18 protein-coding genes are annotated in these 15,887 nt (G+C 41.6%); 12 read left to right on the forward strand and 6 right to left on the reverse strand.

Annotation, left to right across the window (positions count from 1 at the left end; translation table 11 throughout):
- Positions 1-45: 45 nt before the first annotated feature.
- Complete coding sequence (locus tag PG418_RS01535) at positions 46-1,434, reverse strand: MATE family efflux transporter (protein WP_173685119.1); 1,389 nt, start codon at positions 1,432-1,434, stop codon at positions 46-48.
- A gap of 180 nt (positions 1,435-1,614) precedes the next feature.
- On the opposite strand from PG418_RS01535, the gene PG418_RS01540 reads away from it, so the two are divergent.
- From PG418_RS01540 to PG418_RS01560, 5 genes are all read left to right on the forward strand, one after another.
- Positions 1,615-2,403 (forward strand): SseB family protein, encoded by a 789-nt coding sequence (locus PG418_RS01540; protein WP_211133978.1) that lies wholly within the window; start codon positions 1,615-1,617, stop codon positions 2,401-2,403.
- 20 nt (positions 2,404-2,423) lie between these two features.
- A complete protein-coding gene (locus PG418_RS01545; protein WP_082421164.1) occupies positions 2,424-2,708 on the forward strand; it encodes an RpiB/LacA/LacB family sugar-phosphate isomerase in 285 nt (94 codons plus the stop codon).
- A 164-nt stretch (positions 2,709-2,872) separates the two neighbouring features.
- Positions 2,873-3,559 carry a TVP38/TMEM64 family protein gene (locus PG418_RS01550; protein WP_055158438.1) on the forward strand — a complete coding sequence of 229 codons (687 nt, stop codon included), beginning with the start codon at positions 2,873-2,875 and terminating at the stop codon, positions 3,557-3,559.
- A 12-nt stretch (positions 3,560-3,571) separates the two neighbouring features.
- Positions 3,572-4,276: a TVP38/TMEM64 family protein gene (locus PG418_RS01555; protein ID WP_055158415.1), complete on the forward strand. Its 705-nt coding sequence runs from the start codon at positions 3,572-3,574 to the stop codon at positions 4,274-4,276.
- A 140-nt stretch (positions 4,277-4,416) separates the two neighbouring features.
- Entirely contained in the window at positions 4,417-5,115 is a 699-nt protein-coding gene (locus PG418_RS01560) for a site-2 protease family protein (protein WP_270246905.1), read from the forward strand.
- A 181-nt stretch (positions 5,116-5,296) separates the two neighbouring features.
- On the opposite strand, the gene PG418_RS01565 is transcribed toward PG418_RS01560, so the two are convergent.
- On the reverse strand, positions 5,297-6,511 hold the full coding sequence (locus PG418_RS01565) for a DUF4317 domain-containing protein (RefSeq protein WP_270246906.1): 1,215 nt from the start codon (positions 6,509-6,511) through the stop codon (positions 5,297-5,299).
- 160 nt (positions 6,512-6,671) lie between these two features.
- On the opposite strand from PG418_RS01565, the gene PG418_RS01570 reads away from it, so the two are divergent.
- Both PG418_RS01570 and PG418_RS01575 read left to right on the forward strand, forming a co-directional pair.
- On the forward strand, positions 6,672-6,914 hold the full coding sequence (locus PG418_RS01570) for an AbrB/MazE/SpoVT family DNA-binding domain-containing protein (protein ID WP_044998617.1): 243 nt from the start codon (positions 6,672-6,674) through the stop codon (positions 6,912-6,914).
- 3 nt (positions 6,915-6,917) lie between these two features.
- Positions 6,918-7,217, forward strand: a complete 300-nt coding sequence (locus PG418_RS01575) for a type II toxin-antitoxin system PemK/MazF family toxin (protein WP_055158410.1) — start codon at positions 6,918-6,920, stop codon at positions 7,215-7,217.
- Between the two features lie 44 nt (positions 7,218-7,261).
- Here PG418_RS01575 and PG418_RS01580 read toward each other — a convergent pair whose 3' ends face one another.
- Positions 7,262-7,708: a GatB/YqeY domain-containing protein gene (locus PG418_RS01580; RefSeq protein ID WP_008369771.1), complete on the reverse strand. Its 447-nt coding sequence runs from the start codon at positions 7,706-7,708 to the stop codon at positions 7,262-7,264.
- Positions 7,709-7,875: 167 nt separating this feature from the next.
- Between PG418_RS01580 and PG418_RS01585 the strand changes: the two genes are divergently transcribed.
- Genes PG418_RS01585 through PG418_RS01595 form a run of 3 tightly spaced genes read left to right on the forward strand, consistent with a single transcriptional unit; the run spans position 7,876 to position 9,600 of the window.
- Positions 7,876-8,769, forward strand: coding sequence for a radical SAM protein (locus PG418_RS01585; protein WP_498836964.1), 894 nt, complete (start codon positions 7,876-7,878; stop codon positions 8,767-8,769).
- 14 nt (positions 8,770-8,783) lie between these two features.
- Positions 8,784-9,437 carry a YkgJ family cysteine cluster protein gene (locus PG418_RS01590; protein ID WP_270246908.1) on the forward strand — a complete coding sequence of 218 codons (654 nt, stop codon included), beginning with the start codon at positions 8,784-8,786 and terminating at the stop codon, positions 9,435-9,437.
- 49 nt (positions 9,438-9,486) lie between these two features.
- Positions 9,487-9,600, forward strand: a complete 114-nt coding sequence (locus tag PG418_RS01595) for a helix-turn-helix domain-containing protein (RefSeq protein ID WP_243034366.1) — start codon at positions 9,487-9,489, stop codon at positions 9,598-9,600.
- A 198-nt stretch (positions 9,601-9,798) separates the two neighbouring features.
- Here the strand turns inward: PG418_RS01595 and PG418_RS01600 are convergent, their stop codons facing one another.
- From PG418_RS01600 to PG418_RS01610, 3 genes are all read right to left on the reverse strand, one after another.
- Positions 9,799-10,869: a CdaR family transcriptional regulator gene (locus PG418_RS01600; protein WP_330583852.1), complete on the reverse strand. Its 1,071-nt coding sequence runs from the start codon at positions 10,867-10,869 to the stop codon at positions 9,799-9,801.
- Between the two features lie 668 nt (positions 10,870-11,537).
- A complete protein-coding gene (locus PG418_RS01605; protein ID WP_270246910.1) occupies positions 11,538-11,891 on the reverse strand; it encodes a DUF5300 family protein in 354 nt (117 codons plus the stop codon).
- A 115-nt stretch (positions 11,892-12,006) separates the two neighbouring features.
- Positions 12,007-13,134 (reverse strand): glycerate kinase family protein, encoded by a 1,128-nt coding sequence (locus PG418_RS01610; RefSeq protein WP_270246912.1) that lies wholly within the window; start codon positions 13,132-13,134, stop codon positions 12,007-12,009.
- Positions 13,135-13,459: 325 nt separating this feature from the next.
- Here PG418_RS01610 and PG418_RS01615 point away from each other — a divergent pair, with 325 nt between their 5' ends.
- Positions 13,460-13,639 carry a hypothetical protein gene (locus tag PG418_RS01615; protein ID WP_270246913.1) on the forward strand — a complete coding sequence of 60 codons (180 nt, stop codon included), beginning with the start codon at positions 13,460-13,462 and terminating at the stop codon, positions 13,637-13,639.
- Positions 13,640-13,806: 167 nt separating this feature from the next.
- Positions 13,807-15,786, forward strand: coding sequence for a sodium-translocating pyrophosphatase (locus PG418_RS01620; RefSeq protein ID WP_498836965.1), 1,980 nt, complete (start codon positions 13,807-13,809; stop codon positions 15,784-15,786).
- Positions 15,787-15,887: the final 101 nt, after the last annotated feature.

Genomic DNA, 15,887 nt, shown 5'->3' on the forward strand with positions numbered 1-15,887 from the left:
AATCTTCTTTTTCGCTATCAGAGGAACTATCCGAGTACAGTTCTACTAAAGTTTTCCCTCTGGAACCCTGGAAATGATCGTCCGGTTGATCCGTACCAGGAAGAAGGAGGATACCATAAGTGAAATGACCTCCGCAATCGGGAATGACCACCACACTACATGAAGACCGCCAAGCTTTGCAAGGATATATGCGGCAGGAATCAGTACAAATAACTGACGCATAATGGAGACGATCATACTGAAAAATGCTTTTCCAAGAGCCTGAAATACTGTTCCTGATACAATACAGAACCATGCGATCAGATAGTGGATTCCGATGATCCGAAGGGCAGGAACTCCGATGGTGAGCATCTCGTCCGATGCATTGAACATACCCAAAAGTATCTGTGGGATTCCTTCAAAGCAGAGGAATCCGATGAAGGTGAGGCAGAAGGCAACCAGCATACTGAGCTTGATCGTCTTGAGCATACGTTTTCTCTGACCGGCACCATAATTGTAGGCAATGATCGGAGTAATCCCATTGTTGAGACCGAATACCGGCATGAAGAAGAAACTCTGTAGCTTAAAGTAAACGCCGAATACAGCAGTTGCGGTTGATGAAAACTCGATCAGGATGCGGTTCATGCAGTAAGTCATAACCGATCCGATGGACTGCATAATAATCGTTGGAATTCCAACTGCATAAATGGTGCCGATAATATGGAAATCGAGTCTGAATCCATGAAACTTCAGTTTCACATCATGATTGTACCGGTGGTTACAAAATCCGGCGACAAGTGCGGCAACGCATTGTCCGATCACGGTTGCAACAGCAGCTCCGGTCACACCCATTTTCGGAGCTCCGAGAAGTCCGAAGATCAGGATTGGATCAAGAATGATGTTAGTGATTGCCCCTGTCAGCTGGGAAGTCATACTGAAGATGGTTCTTCCGGTTGAAGTAAGAAGACGCTCAAAGAAGACCTGTGCAAGCAGCCCGAAAGAAAAAATCATGACGGTGCTTAAGTACTCAATTCCGAGTTCCATGATCTCCTGGTCAGCATTTCCAATCTGACTTGCGTAAAAAGGACGGACAATCGTAAAGCCAAGAATGAAAAATACGAGATAGCTGAAAAAATATAAAACGGCAGCGTTGCTTGCAGTTGCATTTGCTTTTTTGAAATTTTTCTCTCCAAGTGATTTGGAAAGGAGTGCATTCATGCCGACACCGGTTCCGGTTCCAACTGCAATAAGCAGTGTCTGGAGTGGAAAGGCAAGTGAAACGGCGGTCAGTGCATTTTCCGATAATTTAGCGACAAAAATACTGTCTACGATGTTGTACAAAGCCTGTACCAGCATAGAAATCATCATAGGCAGAGACATATTAAATAATAGTTTTCCGATGGGCATGGTACCCATTTTGTTTTCTGCAGGTGCAGATGTATTTTCCTGATTCATTTTCTTATTCCTTTCTGTTCTGATAAAAGAGTAAAAATATTGTAAAAACAGCCACTAAACACATATGATATAGGAAAATACGAAGATAATCAAGTGGAATAAGAGAGTATAAATTGACTTCTTTTGGACAGACGGGTATAATTCTTGTTATATGGAGAAATAGGAAAGGGATATACTAGAATGAGTAATACAAATCAGAAAATCGAAACTTTAAATAAACTGCGTACTGTAGAGGCAATTTATGTACTGATGTCATCCTGTACAAGAATGCCATATGTGGTCTGCGATCCGGAGACATTTGATGATGAGATCCTTCTTTACTACACAGAAGCGGAAGCGAAAGAAGAGGCTATGAAGCTTCAGAAGGAGGGAAATCCAATGCAGCTTGTCAAGGTGGATGAAAATTCCCGCCTGTCATTTTTTACCGGGTTGTTTCCAATGGGAGTCAACTGTATTCTGGTGGACAAAGGTTTGGACGGACAGATTACTGTGCAGCTTGACGAATTGATCACGAGACCGAAGGATGAAGAACTGCCAGAAGGAAAAATACGTGTAGAGAATCCGGAACTGGTGCTGACTGCAGCGTATTTTATGCAACAGATGAGAAAGCCGGATAAACCGGAGATGACGGATGAGTTAAAAGAACTGAACGAAGAAATGCTTGCCCATTATCAGGAGGGGCGTTATATTGTGACTGTTCAGGAGGACAAAGGAATTCCGATTCTGAAACAGAAAGATGGGAAAGTGTATCAGCCAATCTTTACGGATGTGCAGGAAGTTAAGAAATTCCAGAACCTGAACAAGGGTGTGACATTGAAAACTGCTGTTGTAGAAGGAAGTAAGATTCCGGAAATTCTTTCACCGGAAGCATTTGGCGTTGCAGTCAATCCGTTTGGGGTGAACCTGCAGTTGCAGATAAACAGAAAACCGGCGAAAACGAAAGAAAACGAAAACAAAACACAAGAATAATCGAAAATAAAAAAGAAAAAATGAAAATTGCAAGAGGAATCCTGATCTGCGGAACAGGTATCGGGGTAAGCATTGCTGCCAACAAAGTTCCGGGAGCTTATGCAGCACTGGTTAACAATGTATATCAGGCTCAGAGAGCACAGCTCAGTAATAATGCCAACATTATCACACTTGGTGCACAGGTTACAGGAATTGAGCTCGCAAAATGCCTCGTAAAAGAGTACTTAAGCGTAACTTTCGATCCGGAATCCCGTTCTATGCCAAAGGTGGCAAGAATTACAGAATACGAAAAAGAAGGTAAATAATCTGAGTTATTCAGAAAGCGTAAAGGGCAGTCCATCAAGGGCTGCTTTTTGCTATAGAAAAACACGATAAGGATATACAATTATAGTATAAATGTATTTGAGATAGAAGGGAAAATGTGATAACATTAGATAGCAAAATTCAAAAAGGGGAAAAGGAAAAAGAGATGAAAAACAAGAAGCTATGGATATTTGGGGGAATCATCCTTTTGATTGTGATCCTGAATCATATTTTTGACTGGTCTTCTTACATAAGTACTGCAGAAAATCTTGAATTTATGAAGCGGATAGTGCAGAATAATCTTCCTCTGGCAATTCTATTGTATATGGTATTGACAGTTGTTGGGTGTGTGGTGCTTGCGCTTCCGGGAGTGACGTTTGCGATACTGGCAGGACTTCTCTTTGGACCAGTAATCGGTACGATTTGTTGTTCTCTGGCAACAACGATCGGGGCGGTTCTTGCATTTATTGCAGGACGTTTTTTCTTGAAAGACAGTATTGGACCAGTGGTTGCAAAAAACCGTATCTTGAAAAAATGGTTGTTTGACGATACTGGCTGTAATGAATTATTTGTTCTTATGATTACACGTCTGGTTCCGGTATTTCCATTTAATCTGCAGAATTTTGCGTATGGTATTACAGATATCCGTTTTAGTACGTATGCAATTGGTTCGTTGATATTTATGCTACCTGGTACAGCGATGTATACGGTTGGTACAGCAGGCCTTGCGGATAAGGAGAATAGGTTGCTTTATATTGGAATAGCAGTAGTGCTGGCAGTTGTAGTCACGATAATCGGGATAATCCTGAAAAAATGTTACCTGAAAGATGACCTGGAAGAAAATAAGGAATAAGGAGTAAAAAGTATGGAAAAAAAGAAAAATATTTGGGTGGGGAAAATAGTAGTGATCGTTTTGATTATTGTATCAATCGGAAGTTATTATGTATTTCCGTCCGTAAAACATGTGATGAATCAGGTATTTAAGATGTTTGCTAGTGGAGACTTTGCAGTGGTCAGAGACTTTGTAGCATCTTATGGGGCATATGCGGCATTGATTTCATTTTTGCTTATGATTTTTCAGTCGATTGCAGCGCCACTTCCGGCATTTCTGATTACATTTGCAAATGCGAATCTTTTTGGATGGTGGCAGGGAGCTATTCTGTCATGGAGCAGTGCGATGGCAGGAGCAGCGGTATGCTTTTTCATTGCAAGAATACTTGGACGTGATGTGGCAGAAAAGCTTACGAGTAAAGCTGGAATGCAGCAGATAGATACATTTTTTGAAAAATATGGAAAGAATACAGTTCTGATCTGTCGTTTGCTTCCGTTTGTTTCGTTTGATATTGTAAGTTATGCAGCAGGACTTACTTCGATGTCGTTTATATCTTTTTTTGTGGCAACTGGTGTAGGACAGCTTCCGGCAACGATTGTATATTCTTATGTTGGAGGAATGCTGACAGGAGGAGCGAAGCTTCTGGTGACAGGACTGCTGATCCTGTTTGCTCTGTCGGCACTGATTTTTATGGGGAGAAAGATCTACATGGACAGACAGAATAAAAAAGCAAAATAAATGATATAAAAAAGTCATTATCTATGGATAGGATAATGACTTTTTCTGTACAATCTTTAGAAAAAATTTACACAATCTTTCTTGAATCCCATTTCATCAGGTACTATAATGGACGTTATTAAGGAAATTTGGAGGATGCTATGCTGTTTCAAAATACAGGACTGACCAGGGCGATGTATCAGTTTTTTCAGACACTCATTTACGTTGCCCCTGCCACACTATTTGCTGTTTCGCTGCATGAATTTGCACATGGATATGTGTCATATAAACTCGGGGATATGACACCAAAATATGACGGAAGACTGACCTTGAATCCATTTAAGCATCTGGATGTGTGGGGAACGTTATGTCTGCTTGTCTTTCATGTGGGATGGGCAAAGCCGGTAAGGATCAATACCAGGAATTATAAGAATAAAAAAAGAGATACAATTCTTGTGGCAGCAGCGGGAGTAGTCATGAATTTCCTGCTTGCGTTTGTCTGTATGATTCTGCACGGGCTTTTGTATAAGTATGGATCGAGTGGGTTGATTCTGAATTATCTTTATGTGCTTACTTATTATGGAGCAGTGCTGAATATTGGACTTGGTGTGTTCAATCTGATTCCGATTCCGCCCCTTGACGGATCGAATATTCTTGCTGAGATTTTTCCGAGGGTAGCAGAGTTTTACTGGAAGATCCGACCGTATAGTATGTGGATTCTGCTTCTGTTACTTGGAACAGGAATTCTGGATGTGCCGATCAGTCTGCTGAATTCTGTAGTAATCAATGGAATGTGGAGTTTTGTGAAAGCAATTCTGAGAGTTGGATTTGTGACGACCGGTGGAGGAACGGTGATTTAAGAGAAAGGTGAAAAAGAGCCGGGAAACGGTGTAAGTGAAAATAGAAAATTGCGTATAGGAAAATGCAGGTAGTCGAGAGGATTACCTGCATTTTTTGTATACATTGTAAAACTGAAAAGAAATAAGGAAATATTACGAAAGACATTCAATAAAAATGTCTTTCGTATAATATGTAAGGCATTTAGAATGGAACATCCATTTCATTTTCGGATGTATCGCTTTTGGATTCATCAGACGCATCAGGGGTGGAAGACTTTGGAAGTCCTCCGGATACGGCAGTCTTTGCACTGATTCCGTTGATCTCAACGCGGTCGTCAACGACAATGACCAGGCATTTCTGACCATCGATAATACGTGTTTCTACAAGATCCGCGCATTCCGGGTTTACCTGAATGGTGATGTCCGGAGTTTTGATCTCGAATTTTTTGAGGTTTGCAATATTGGAGGCAAGGAGTGTACTGTGCTCTCCGGCAGCAGAATCGTACTGCTCATCGAATGTTTCCAACTTTTCTTCTTCGACACCGCTTTTGGCAAGGAGGTATTTAACTTCTGCTTTGTCAAGGGCAAGTGGTTCCGGATTTTCAGAATTCTGTTCAATCATTTCATTTAAGTTTTCGTGGATATTTTTGACCGTATCGTAGTCGCAGTCATCACCGAGCGTTTCTTCGATTAGTGTACGGAAAGTATCCTTCTGATCTCCGGCGGTGAGTGGCGGAACACATCCAAGAAGCAGATCGGTCAGACCGTTTCCGAGATTCTCTGCATTTTTTGAATAATAAAGCAGATTGTGAATATCGGTGCTGCGGTCATTAAAAGCAGGGAAGAGGAAACCGGCATCCGGCATCTCTACGATCCAGTCACGGATACGCTCATGGAAGCTGTTTTCTTCTGCGTGATAACTGAGTCCTGGCTTGGAAAGCTTGACCGGACAGAAGGTACACATGATGTAATCATAGACTTCATCGGATGCATCGAACATTTCACTTCCGTCCGTTGATTTTCCCGGAATATCGTAGGCTGCATGGATGAGCAGGATCAGATAGTTCTCGGCATAATCATAGGAATCGATGACGCGATTATAGAATTCTTCCAGAAGAGCGTCGTCAGTAAGCCGGCTGTTTCTTAATTTGAGAAGAAATTCCTGTGTACCACCTTCCGATTCGGTCTCCAGAGGAAATTCCATATTCAGAAGATTTTTTCCGATCGTACCGGACAAGGACTTTCTGAAAATGTCAAAATACTTGAACATTTCCTCTTCCGGAAGAGAAAGGAAAGCATCTTTCATCTCCGTTTTTTTCTCTTTTTCACCATCTACATAGCATCCGCAGATACGGGTGATCGCACAGTTGGATGGTGTGAACTGCTTTTTGATTTCAGTAACTTCTTTTTTATTCATAGTAAGTAAATCCCCTTTTGGTAATTGTGATTTTGTAAAAGACTGATGCTTATGAATTATAACATATTTTGAGGAAGAGTGTGATTAGGAGAGAAAAATATTTGATTATTTCCAGAACAATGTATATACTAAGTATATACATTATATGGAGGTGAATTTTATGCAAACACAGGTAAAAGCATGGGGAAATAGTCAGGGAATCAGACTTCCAAAAGATATTTTACAAGAGGCCAATGTAGAAATAAATGATATGCTGGAAGTAAAAGTATCGGATGGTATGATTATGCTTGTTAAGACCTTCAGGCATCAAAAATTAGAAGAAAGAGCTGAAAAGTTTGGTGGTAAGTTAAATCTTGATGGAGAATATGAATGGGATAAGCCGGAAGGAAGAGAGGTGTGGTAGAAAATGGAGATACAGCAGGGGGATGTTTTAAAAGTGGAAAAAATTAAGGATCCTGTATTTGTTGCAAGTAAAAATTTTTTTAATCAGTCGGGAGAAATAATTGGCTGTCCAATATTAGGAGAGAGTACAGAAAGCCCACTTCACATTTATGTTGAAATGGATGAAAATAAAGGTTATATCCAATGTGAACAAATGAAAATGTTAGACTTGAGAGTCAGGGGGTATAAAATAATAGATCGTGTAAAAATGGCAGATGTAATTAATGTAACAGACGCAATACAGAGTATATTCGACTATATATAAATGCAGGGAACCAATCCGGAACCCTGCATTCATAATATCTGTTATTAAGCCATCATTCCTGTGAGAATATCATTCACAAGCTTTCCGTCAGCTTTTCCTTTTACTTTCGGCATCAGTTCTTTCATGATACGTCCTTTATCCTTTGGTGTCGGAGCATCAATTCCAAGACCGGAAAGGACACCTGCGATCACTTCTTTGATCTCAGCTTCGTCCATCATCTTCGGAGCATACTGTTCAAGAACAGCGATACGTTTCTCGCATTCTTCAATAATGTCCGTACGATCAGCAGGAGTCATCTCCAGAGTTTCTTTTGTCTGTTTGATCTCTTTTAAGATAACCTGAACTTCTTCTTCTTCGGTAAGATCGGCACGTTTGTCGATGGCTTTGTTCTTAAGGGCTGCAAGAAGAGCAGATAATGTCTCTTTTGTGTCCTTATCCTTTGCTTTCATGGCTGCGACCATAGCGCTTCTTACTTCATCAATTTTACTCATTGTATATTCCTCCAAACTTGAGGCAAAATGCCTGTCTGCACTTTATTGTAGCAGATGGGAAAAGAATTTTCAATCTCTGGAAGAGGAAAACTTGGGTGGCTATTTTTCAAAAAGTGCGGTATACTGATAGGAATGAATTAGGGATAGATGAGAGGTTACGCGATAGGATGAGTGGCTGTACATTATGTCCGCGGATGTGTGGGGCGGACAGGGAGAATGGGAAGACAGGTTTTTGCGGAGAGACAGGGGAGATCCGGGCGGCGAGAGCGGCGCTTCATATGTGGGAGGAGCCCTGTATTTCCGGAAAGGAAGGATCAGGGACGATCTTTTTTACGGGATGTACTTTAAGATGTGTGTTCTGTCAGAACCATGAGATTGCGGGAAGCAAGGTTGGCAAAGTGATTTCAGAAGAGCGGCTGGCGGAGATCTTTCTGGAACTTCAGGGGAAAGGTGCGAATAATATCAATCTTGTGACGCCGACGCATTTTGTGCCGCAGATCATCCGGGCGCTTCAGAGTGCGAAGGAGCAGGGGATGTATTTGCCGGTTGTTTATAATACAGGCGGTTACGAGAGAGTGGAAACCTTGAAAATGCTGGATGGTCTGGTGGACATTTACCTGCCGGATTTCAAATATTTAAATACAGATCATGCGAAAAAATATTCGATGGCGGAGGATTATCCGGAGGTTGCGAAGGCGGCTATTGCTGAGATGGTAAGACAGGCAGGGAAGCCGGTATTTGATGAGCGCGGAATGATGAAGCGTGGCGTGATCGTGCGTCATCTGCTTTTGCCGGGATGTCTTGCGGATGGAAAAAGAGTGGTGAAATATTTGCATGAAACTTATGGAAACCGGATTTATATGAGCCTGATGAGCCAGTATACGCCACTTGAGAGTCTGGATGCGGCAAAATATCCGGAGCTGAATCGAAAAGTGCCGGAGTATGCGTATGAGAAACTGGTGGACTATGCGATCTCGCTTGGTGTGATGCAGGCGTTTATACAGGAAGGGGATACGGCAAAGGAGAGCTTTATTCCACCGTTTACACTGGAAGGAGTATAGGAAAGGAGATTGATATGAAAAGACAGGTGACAATGGAAGAAATTTCAGATGGAAAATTATATGCCAGCAATGATCTGGTAAAAGCAGACTGTGGCGATTGTGAGGGATGCCACGCCTGTTGTACGGGGATGGGAAGCTCGATTGTGCTGGATCCGCTGGATATTGTCCGGATTTGCAGGGGAACAGGAGCGGCTTTTGAGACTTTGCTTGCAGGAAAGATTGAACTGAATGTGGTAGACGGAATCATTTTGCCGAATCTGAAGATGGCAGGAGCGGAAGATGGCTGTGGTTTTCTGACTGAGGAAGGAAGATGTGGAATTCATCCATTTCGTCCGGGAATCTGTCGGCTTTTCCCACTTGGAAGATATTATGAGGAAAATGGTTTCCGCTATTTCCTTCAGGTACATGAATGTCAGAAAAAGAATCGGGCGAAAGTAAAGGTCAAAAAATGGCTTGATACACCGGATCTGAAAAAGTATGAAGCGTATATTGCCAGATGGCATGGATTACTGATTCAGTTACAGGAATACATTGCAGCACATCCGGAGAGTGCGAAGGCGGTCAGCATGGATGTACTGAAGAGATTTTACCTTACTCCGTATCGGACGGAAGAATTTTACAGTGAGTTTTTCCGGAGAATAGACGAGGCAAAAAAGGCATATTGTTAAATACAATTGAAATAATCGGCAGCCAGGGAGTATTGAGCTGTCAGAAATTCTGGAAAGGTGCCACGGAAACCGGAACCTTGCGGCAAAAGAGCTGGGGATCAGTACGACGACGCTCTGGCGGAGGATGAAGAAATATGGCGTGGAAGCAAAGTATGATGAATAGCTGATGAGAAATAAAGAATAAAAAAAGATAGGACAGACTTTTTAATACCCGTTGTGAGGGTGAAGGAAAGGCTGTCCTGTTTTTTGACGAAAATCTGTAAGTAAACTTATCTGTCAAGAATATTTTCTTATATAGGCAAAACTGTACACGGATATGGAAGATATGTGCACAGGAATCCGTGTCTGGGATTTAAAAATATCACAACTGCAAGGCAAGATATAAAAGCACCGCATCCTTGAAAACACGCGGATTCAGCCCGCATTTCTGGTAAATATGATTCAACTTGTACTGCACTGTGTTTTTGTGAAGAAACAACTTCTGGCTGGTTCCGAGAAGAGACATATTTGCTTCAAAGTAAGTCTGAAGCAGATTTCTTTCTTCATCAGAAAGTGCAGAGATCGTTTTTTGCAGATAAGCATTTTTTTCCTGCTCCGAGATGGAAGAGAGCAGAATTTCCAGTGTCATATCATCGAAAAAAGCAATCCCGTTTTCCGAACTCCGGCAGTATTTCAGCGCAGTGAGTGCAGACTGGTAAGAAAGAGAAAGCTGGAAAAGCTGACATTTCTTTCCGACTGCAATGGAGAGCAAAGCTCCACAGTCTGCGGTAAAATCAGCCAGTATCTGATAGAGAGCGGCTTTGCCGGAGTTTTCCAGCACGGCAAGATATTCATTTGGATAATAAAAGGTATAAAGAGTAATACCAAGCGTGCCGAAAAGTCCGATGATCTTCTGTTCAAGGGAAGAAGAGTTGTTGTGTCCATCCGGTGATGACTGGATGATTAGAAGCCGTTTCTTTGTCCCTGGATTTACCTGAAGATCTGAAAGGCAGGTGTCCAGATAATCCGGATCAGCAATCTCATTCCGGATCAGGGCATCGATAACAAAGTGTTTTTTATCTTCCAGAGAGCGGCTCAGTCGGTTCAGCTCTTTTTCACGGATCAGCAGATGGGTAATCCGGTCGGCAAGATGGACGTACTGGCGGACCTGGTCCGGTTCTCCGGTAATTCCGATCACTGCAAGAAAACTGCCGTGATAATAGAGTGGCATATTGATCCCTTTTTGTGTTCCGGGAAAATCATCATCTGAAAAAACTTCGATTGTCTGTTCTGTCTGGGCGGCTTTGTGACCGATGGCATGAAACGTACCAATCCGGTCGGCGTTGGTACTTGCAAAAATCATTCCCTGCTTATCGATAAAATTGATGTCCTGTCCGCAGGTGTCTTTGATCGTGTTTACTACCTGAAAGGCAAGTGATTTGTCTAACTTCATTTTAAACATCCTCCGATTCTGGAAAAGAAGTTGCGGGAATGATGCAGATGCTTATCCAGTATTTAACAGGATAAAGAGAACGGTATCATTACCACTTATTTAAGAATTGTAGCATTATTTGGAGAGAGGAACAAGGTCGAAAGGTACAAGGGGAAGATTGCATAAAAGAAGAACTGGAAAATGTATATGATTCACAAAAATGCAATATATGAATGAAAGATTTCAAAATATGAAATAAAACAATTGCTGAAAAAGTATAGATTGACAGAAAAATATCATGTTGAAATGAAAATGAAATGATTTTGAAAACTTCATTACGGTATATGAAAAATTGTAAAGAATACATAAAAAAAGTACATAGGTATTGATGAAAGAGTCAATAGAATTTATGTCTTTTTTTTCGTACAATAGCATTGTCAGATAAATGACAGCGCGCTGACATAATGAACGAGTAGAGGAAAGATTAGTAAAGAGGTAACCAAATATGAGCGAATCAACTAGAATGATGCTGGGACTGGCAATCGGTAAAAAGAAAGAAGAATGGGCACTTGCAATTCAGTTTGGAAAGTGTCCCTTTATGGATAATATGTAGGCAATTTGCGTTATGGAAGTTGCCTGCATATTTGTCATTGCTTAAAACTACATAGACGGATTGTTTACGGCAAAACTTAATCTGCAATATTTGCGATCACTGAGAGGTTTGCAGAGTCATCCAGAGAAATGGTAACAGAAGAACTGTTATCAATGGTTCCGGAGAATGTGTTAGAAAAGGATGTTCCCTTTGCAACTTTTCCGAAAACATGGATAGAATAAACACTGGATCGAGGAAGTTCTACGGTTTCGGAAGAACCGGTCTTCACAAGTGACAGCTTTTCATTTGATGAAGAATCATTGTTACAGATGAAATGAAGATCTGTCAGGTCGTAGATCGTTGTGTTATTGATGGTAAGTATTTTTGGCTGACTGGACAGATCTGTGCCGGTTGTTTTTCCACAGGCAAGGACGGTTAGTCCGATAAACATGGCTGCGACCACACAGATGATCAGTGTAGGAAAAGAAGAAAATCATAAAGAAAAGAGAGTATTTCTGTAAAAACTATACAAAAACACTCTCTGAAATTTGTAAATAATGTTAAAACTATAACAGACGGAATACCTGTTCTACAGCTGCTGTCATATTTGATTTTGCATTTTCGGGATCCATTGCTTCGGCTAGTGTTGTGATCCCACGGACGATCGGGAAGAATGCATCGATTCCGGCCGCATTGCAGGCTGTTGCTTCCGGGGTGACGCTTCCGGCAAAAGCAACGACTTTGGAGCCGTATTTTTTTGCAAGTCTTGCCACACCGACAGGAGCTTTTCCCATAGCGGTCTGGTGATCGAGGCGTCCCTCGCCGGTAACAGTGATATCTGTATCTTCTAATTCTTTTTCCAGTTCGACAGCGTTAAGAATCAAATCGATTCCAGGAGTCAGCGTAGCATTTAAATAACTGAGAAATGCAAAGCCAAGACCACCTGCAGCACCAGCACCTTCTGCAGATGCATAATCATTATGAAGAAATTTGGAGGTAACAGAAGCATAATGATTCATTGCCTGATCCAGTTCTTCTGCTATTTCCGGTGTGACACCTTTTTGCGGACCATAAATATAGGTAGCTCCGTTCTTTCCGCAAAGTGGATTAGTTACATCACAGGCAATATGAAAATTGCATTCTTTGAGAATTGGGTTAGCTTTTTCTTTTATAATAGAAGATACCCGTTCAAGCGCCTGTCCGCCTTCGCCGATATCCTGTCCATTTTCATCGGAAAATTGATAGCCAAGTGCCTTAAGCATTCCAATTCCACCATCATTTGTTGCGCTTCCTCCAATTCCAATAATGAAATTGCGGATACCGCGTTCCATGGCATCTGCGATCATTTCACCGACACCGTAAGTGGTTGCAGTAAGTGGATTTTTTTCAGATTCTCTTACCAGGATAATTCCGGCAGCGGCAGCCATTTCGAGGATGGCAGTATTTTTTTCTGCTAGATATCCGTAATGTGCATTTACCGGAGTACCAAGAGGACCAGTCACTGTAAGATCAATACGCTCACCACCAAGTCCTGCAATCAGGGCATCTGTGGTGCCTTCACCACCATCTGCAAGTGGTTTTACGACAACATTCGCATCCGGGTGTGCTTTTAAGATTCCTTCCTTTGCAGCCATTCCGGCTTCAATCGAAGTGAGACTTCCTTTAAATGAATCAATTGCAACTACAACTTTCATAATTTCTAATCTCCTTATCATTGAATTTATTTTATGATAAATCCAGTGTATCATGGATTGAAGAAAAAAAGAATGTTATAAGAAATAATAAAAAGAATAAATAAACATAAAAATATGTCCCTTATAACATTTGCAAAAAGTGGGATATTTCCTATAATATGATGTAAGTGTCAAAAGTATCAATTGCGTTTGTGCTCGCACAAATAAGCAATGAAGCAATCCGGTTACATCAGTGAGTGGCAAAATTTACTTTTGACACTCATATCATAAGATAGTAAAAACAGACAGTAAGGAACAGAAAAACAAAATGCAGGGAGTGGAAATCATGAATAAAAAGGAGATAAAACTGAGTAATGGATGTGATTGCCATTCCAAGAAGTGGAAAGGCAGAACATGTACTGCAGAACTTGGAGGCGGGAAAGGTTCATTTGACAGAGGAGGAATATGCCAGATTAGATGCTGCTTTTCCGGCACCTCGGAAAAAACATATCTTGATATTGTGTAAATCCAAGTGGAATGTGGACGGTGAGATACAAATTAAAAAAATAGAGAAAGACCACATTTATAGATAAACAAAATAAAACTTATTGAAAATTCAAAAAATTGTTTTGCATTCTTGTTCTTTTTATGATATTGTCTTTAGAGGTACAATAATTCAGGGAGGAACAAGAAATGAATAATTACATGTATCTGGTCCCGAGTGCAGCTGTTATTGCTTTATTATTTGCAGCATATCTTGCTGGTAAAGTAGGAAAACAGGATGCAGGTACGGACCGCATGAAAGAGATTGCAGGCGCAATCGCGGAGGGCGCAAGAGCTTTCCTCATGGCTGAATACAAGATTCTGGTCATTTTTGTAGTAGTACTTTTTGTACTGATCGGATTTGGTATCAGCTGGGTAACAGCAGTATGCTTTGTAATTGGAGCACTTTTCTCAACAGTTGCAGGATACTGTGGTATGACAGTCGCTACAAAAGCGAACGTAAGAACTGCTAACGCAGCAAAAGAAAGCGGAATGAATAAAGCATTATCAATCGCTTTTTCTGGCGGGGCCGTTATGGGAATGTGCGTAGCAGGTCTTGGAGCACTTGGCGTAAGCCTTGTGTACATTGTTACAAAGAACGTAGATGTGCTTTCAGGATTCAGCCTTGGTGCATCTTCAATCGCACTTTTCGCCCGTGTTGGTGGTGGTATCTACACCAAAGCAGCAGACGTTGGTGCAGACCTTGTTGGTAAAGTAGAAGCAGGTATCCCGGAAGATGATCCGCGTAACCCGGCTGTTATCGCTGACAATGTAGGTGATAACGTAGGTGACGTTGCAGGTATGGGAGCTGATCTTTTTGAATCTTATGTTGGTTCACTTGTATCAGCACTGACTCTTGGAGCAGCAGCAGGAGCTGTATCCGGAGTTCTTTATCCGCTTGCGATCGCAGGATGTGGTCTGATTGCTTCTATCATCGGAACCTTCTTTGTGAAAGGTGATGAGAATTCGAATCCACAGAAAGCTCTCACAAAGGGAAGCTATGCAGCTTCTAGCGTAGTTATTGTTGTAGCACTTGTACTGAGTAATGTACTCTTCGGAAAGATGAGTGCGGCAATTGCCGTTATCGCAGGTCTGGTTGTTGGTGTGATCATCGGTAACATCACAGAGTACTACACATCAGCAGACTACAAACCGGTTCAGGGAATCGGAGAACAGTCAGAGACTGGTGCAGCTACTACAATCATCAGTGGTCTTGCGGTAGGAATGAAATCTACAGCAATCCCGCTTCTCCTGATCTGTGTAGGTATCTTTGTATCTTACTTAGTTGCAGGACTTTACGGAATCGCACTTGCAGCAGTAGGTATGCTTTCTACAACAGGTATCACAGTTGCCGTTGATGCATACGGACCGATTGCAGACAATGCAGGTGGTATCGCAGAAATGTCAGGATTGGATGAATCTGTTCGTGAAATCACAGATAAGCTTGACTCAGTAGGAAATACAACTGCAGCTATGGGTAAGGGATTCGCGATCGGATCAGCAGCCCTTACCGCACTTGCACTTTTCGTATCTTATGCACAGGCAGTTGGTCTTGAAGCAATCAACCTTCTTGACTACAGAGTAATCATCGGTATCTTTATCGGTGGTATGCTTACATTCCTCTTCTCAGCATTTACTATGGAGTCTGTATCAAAGGCTGCATACAAGATGATCGAAGAAGTAAGACGCCAGTTCCGTGAAAAACCGGGCATTATGAAAGGTGAAGAAAAACCGGATTATACATCATGCGTTGCAATCTCTACCACAGCAGCTCTTCACGAAATGCTGCTTCCGGGTGTGATGGCAGTCGTAGTACCGTTGATCGTTGGTATCGTTCTTGGTGTGGAATCCCTCGGTGGATTACTTTCCGGAGCACTTGTTACAGGTGTACTTATGGCAATCTTCATGTCCAACGCTGGTGGAGCATGGGATAATGCTAAGAAATACATCGAAACAGGACATCATGGCGGAAAAGGAAGCGAAGCTCACAAAGCAGCAGTTGTTGGTGATACAGTAGGTGATCCGTTCAAGGATACATCAGGACCGTCTATCAACATCCTGATTAAACTTATGACAATTGTTTCACTTGTATTTGCACCGTTATTCTTATCAATCGGTGGATTACTGTAAGAATTGAATAAAGTAAAAGAAATCCTTCATTTGCGGGAAACCGCAGATGAGGGATTTTTTTGTAAAAGGCACGAATTATTTGATTTATAAATAAGACGAGC

Source organism: Bariatricus sp. TF06-38A, assembly GCF_027690675.1.
Taxonomy (GTDB): Bacteria; Bacillota; Clostridia; order Lachnospirales; family Lachnospiraceae; genus Allocoprococcus; species Allocoprococcus comes.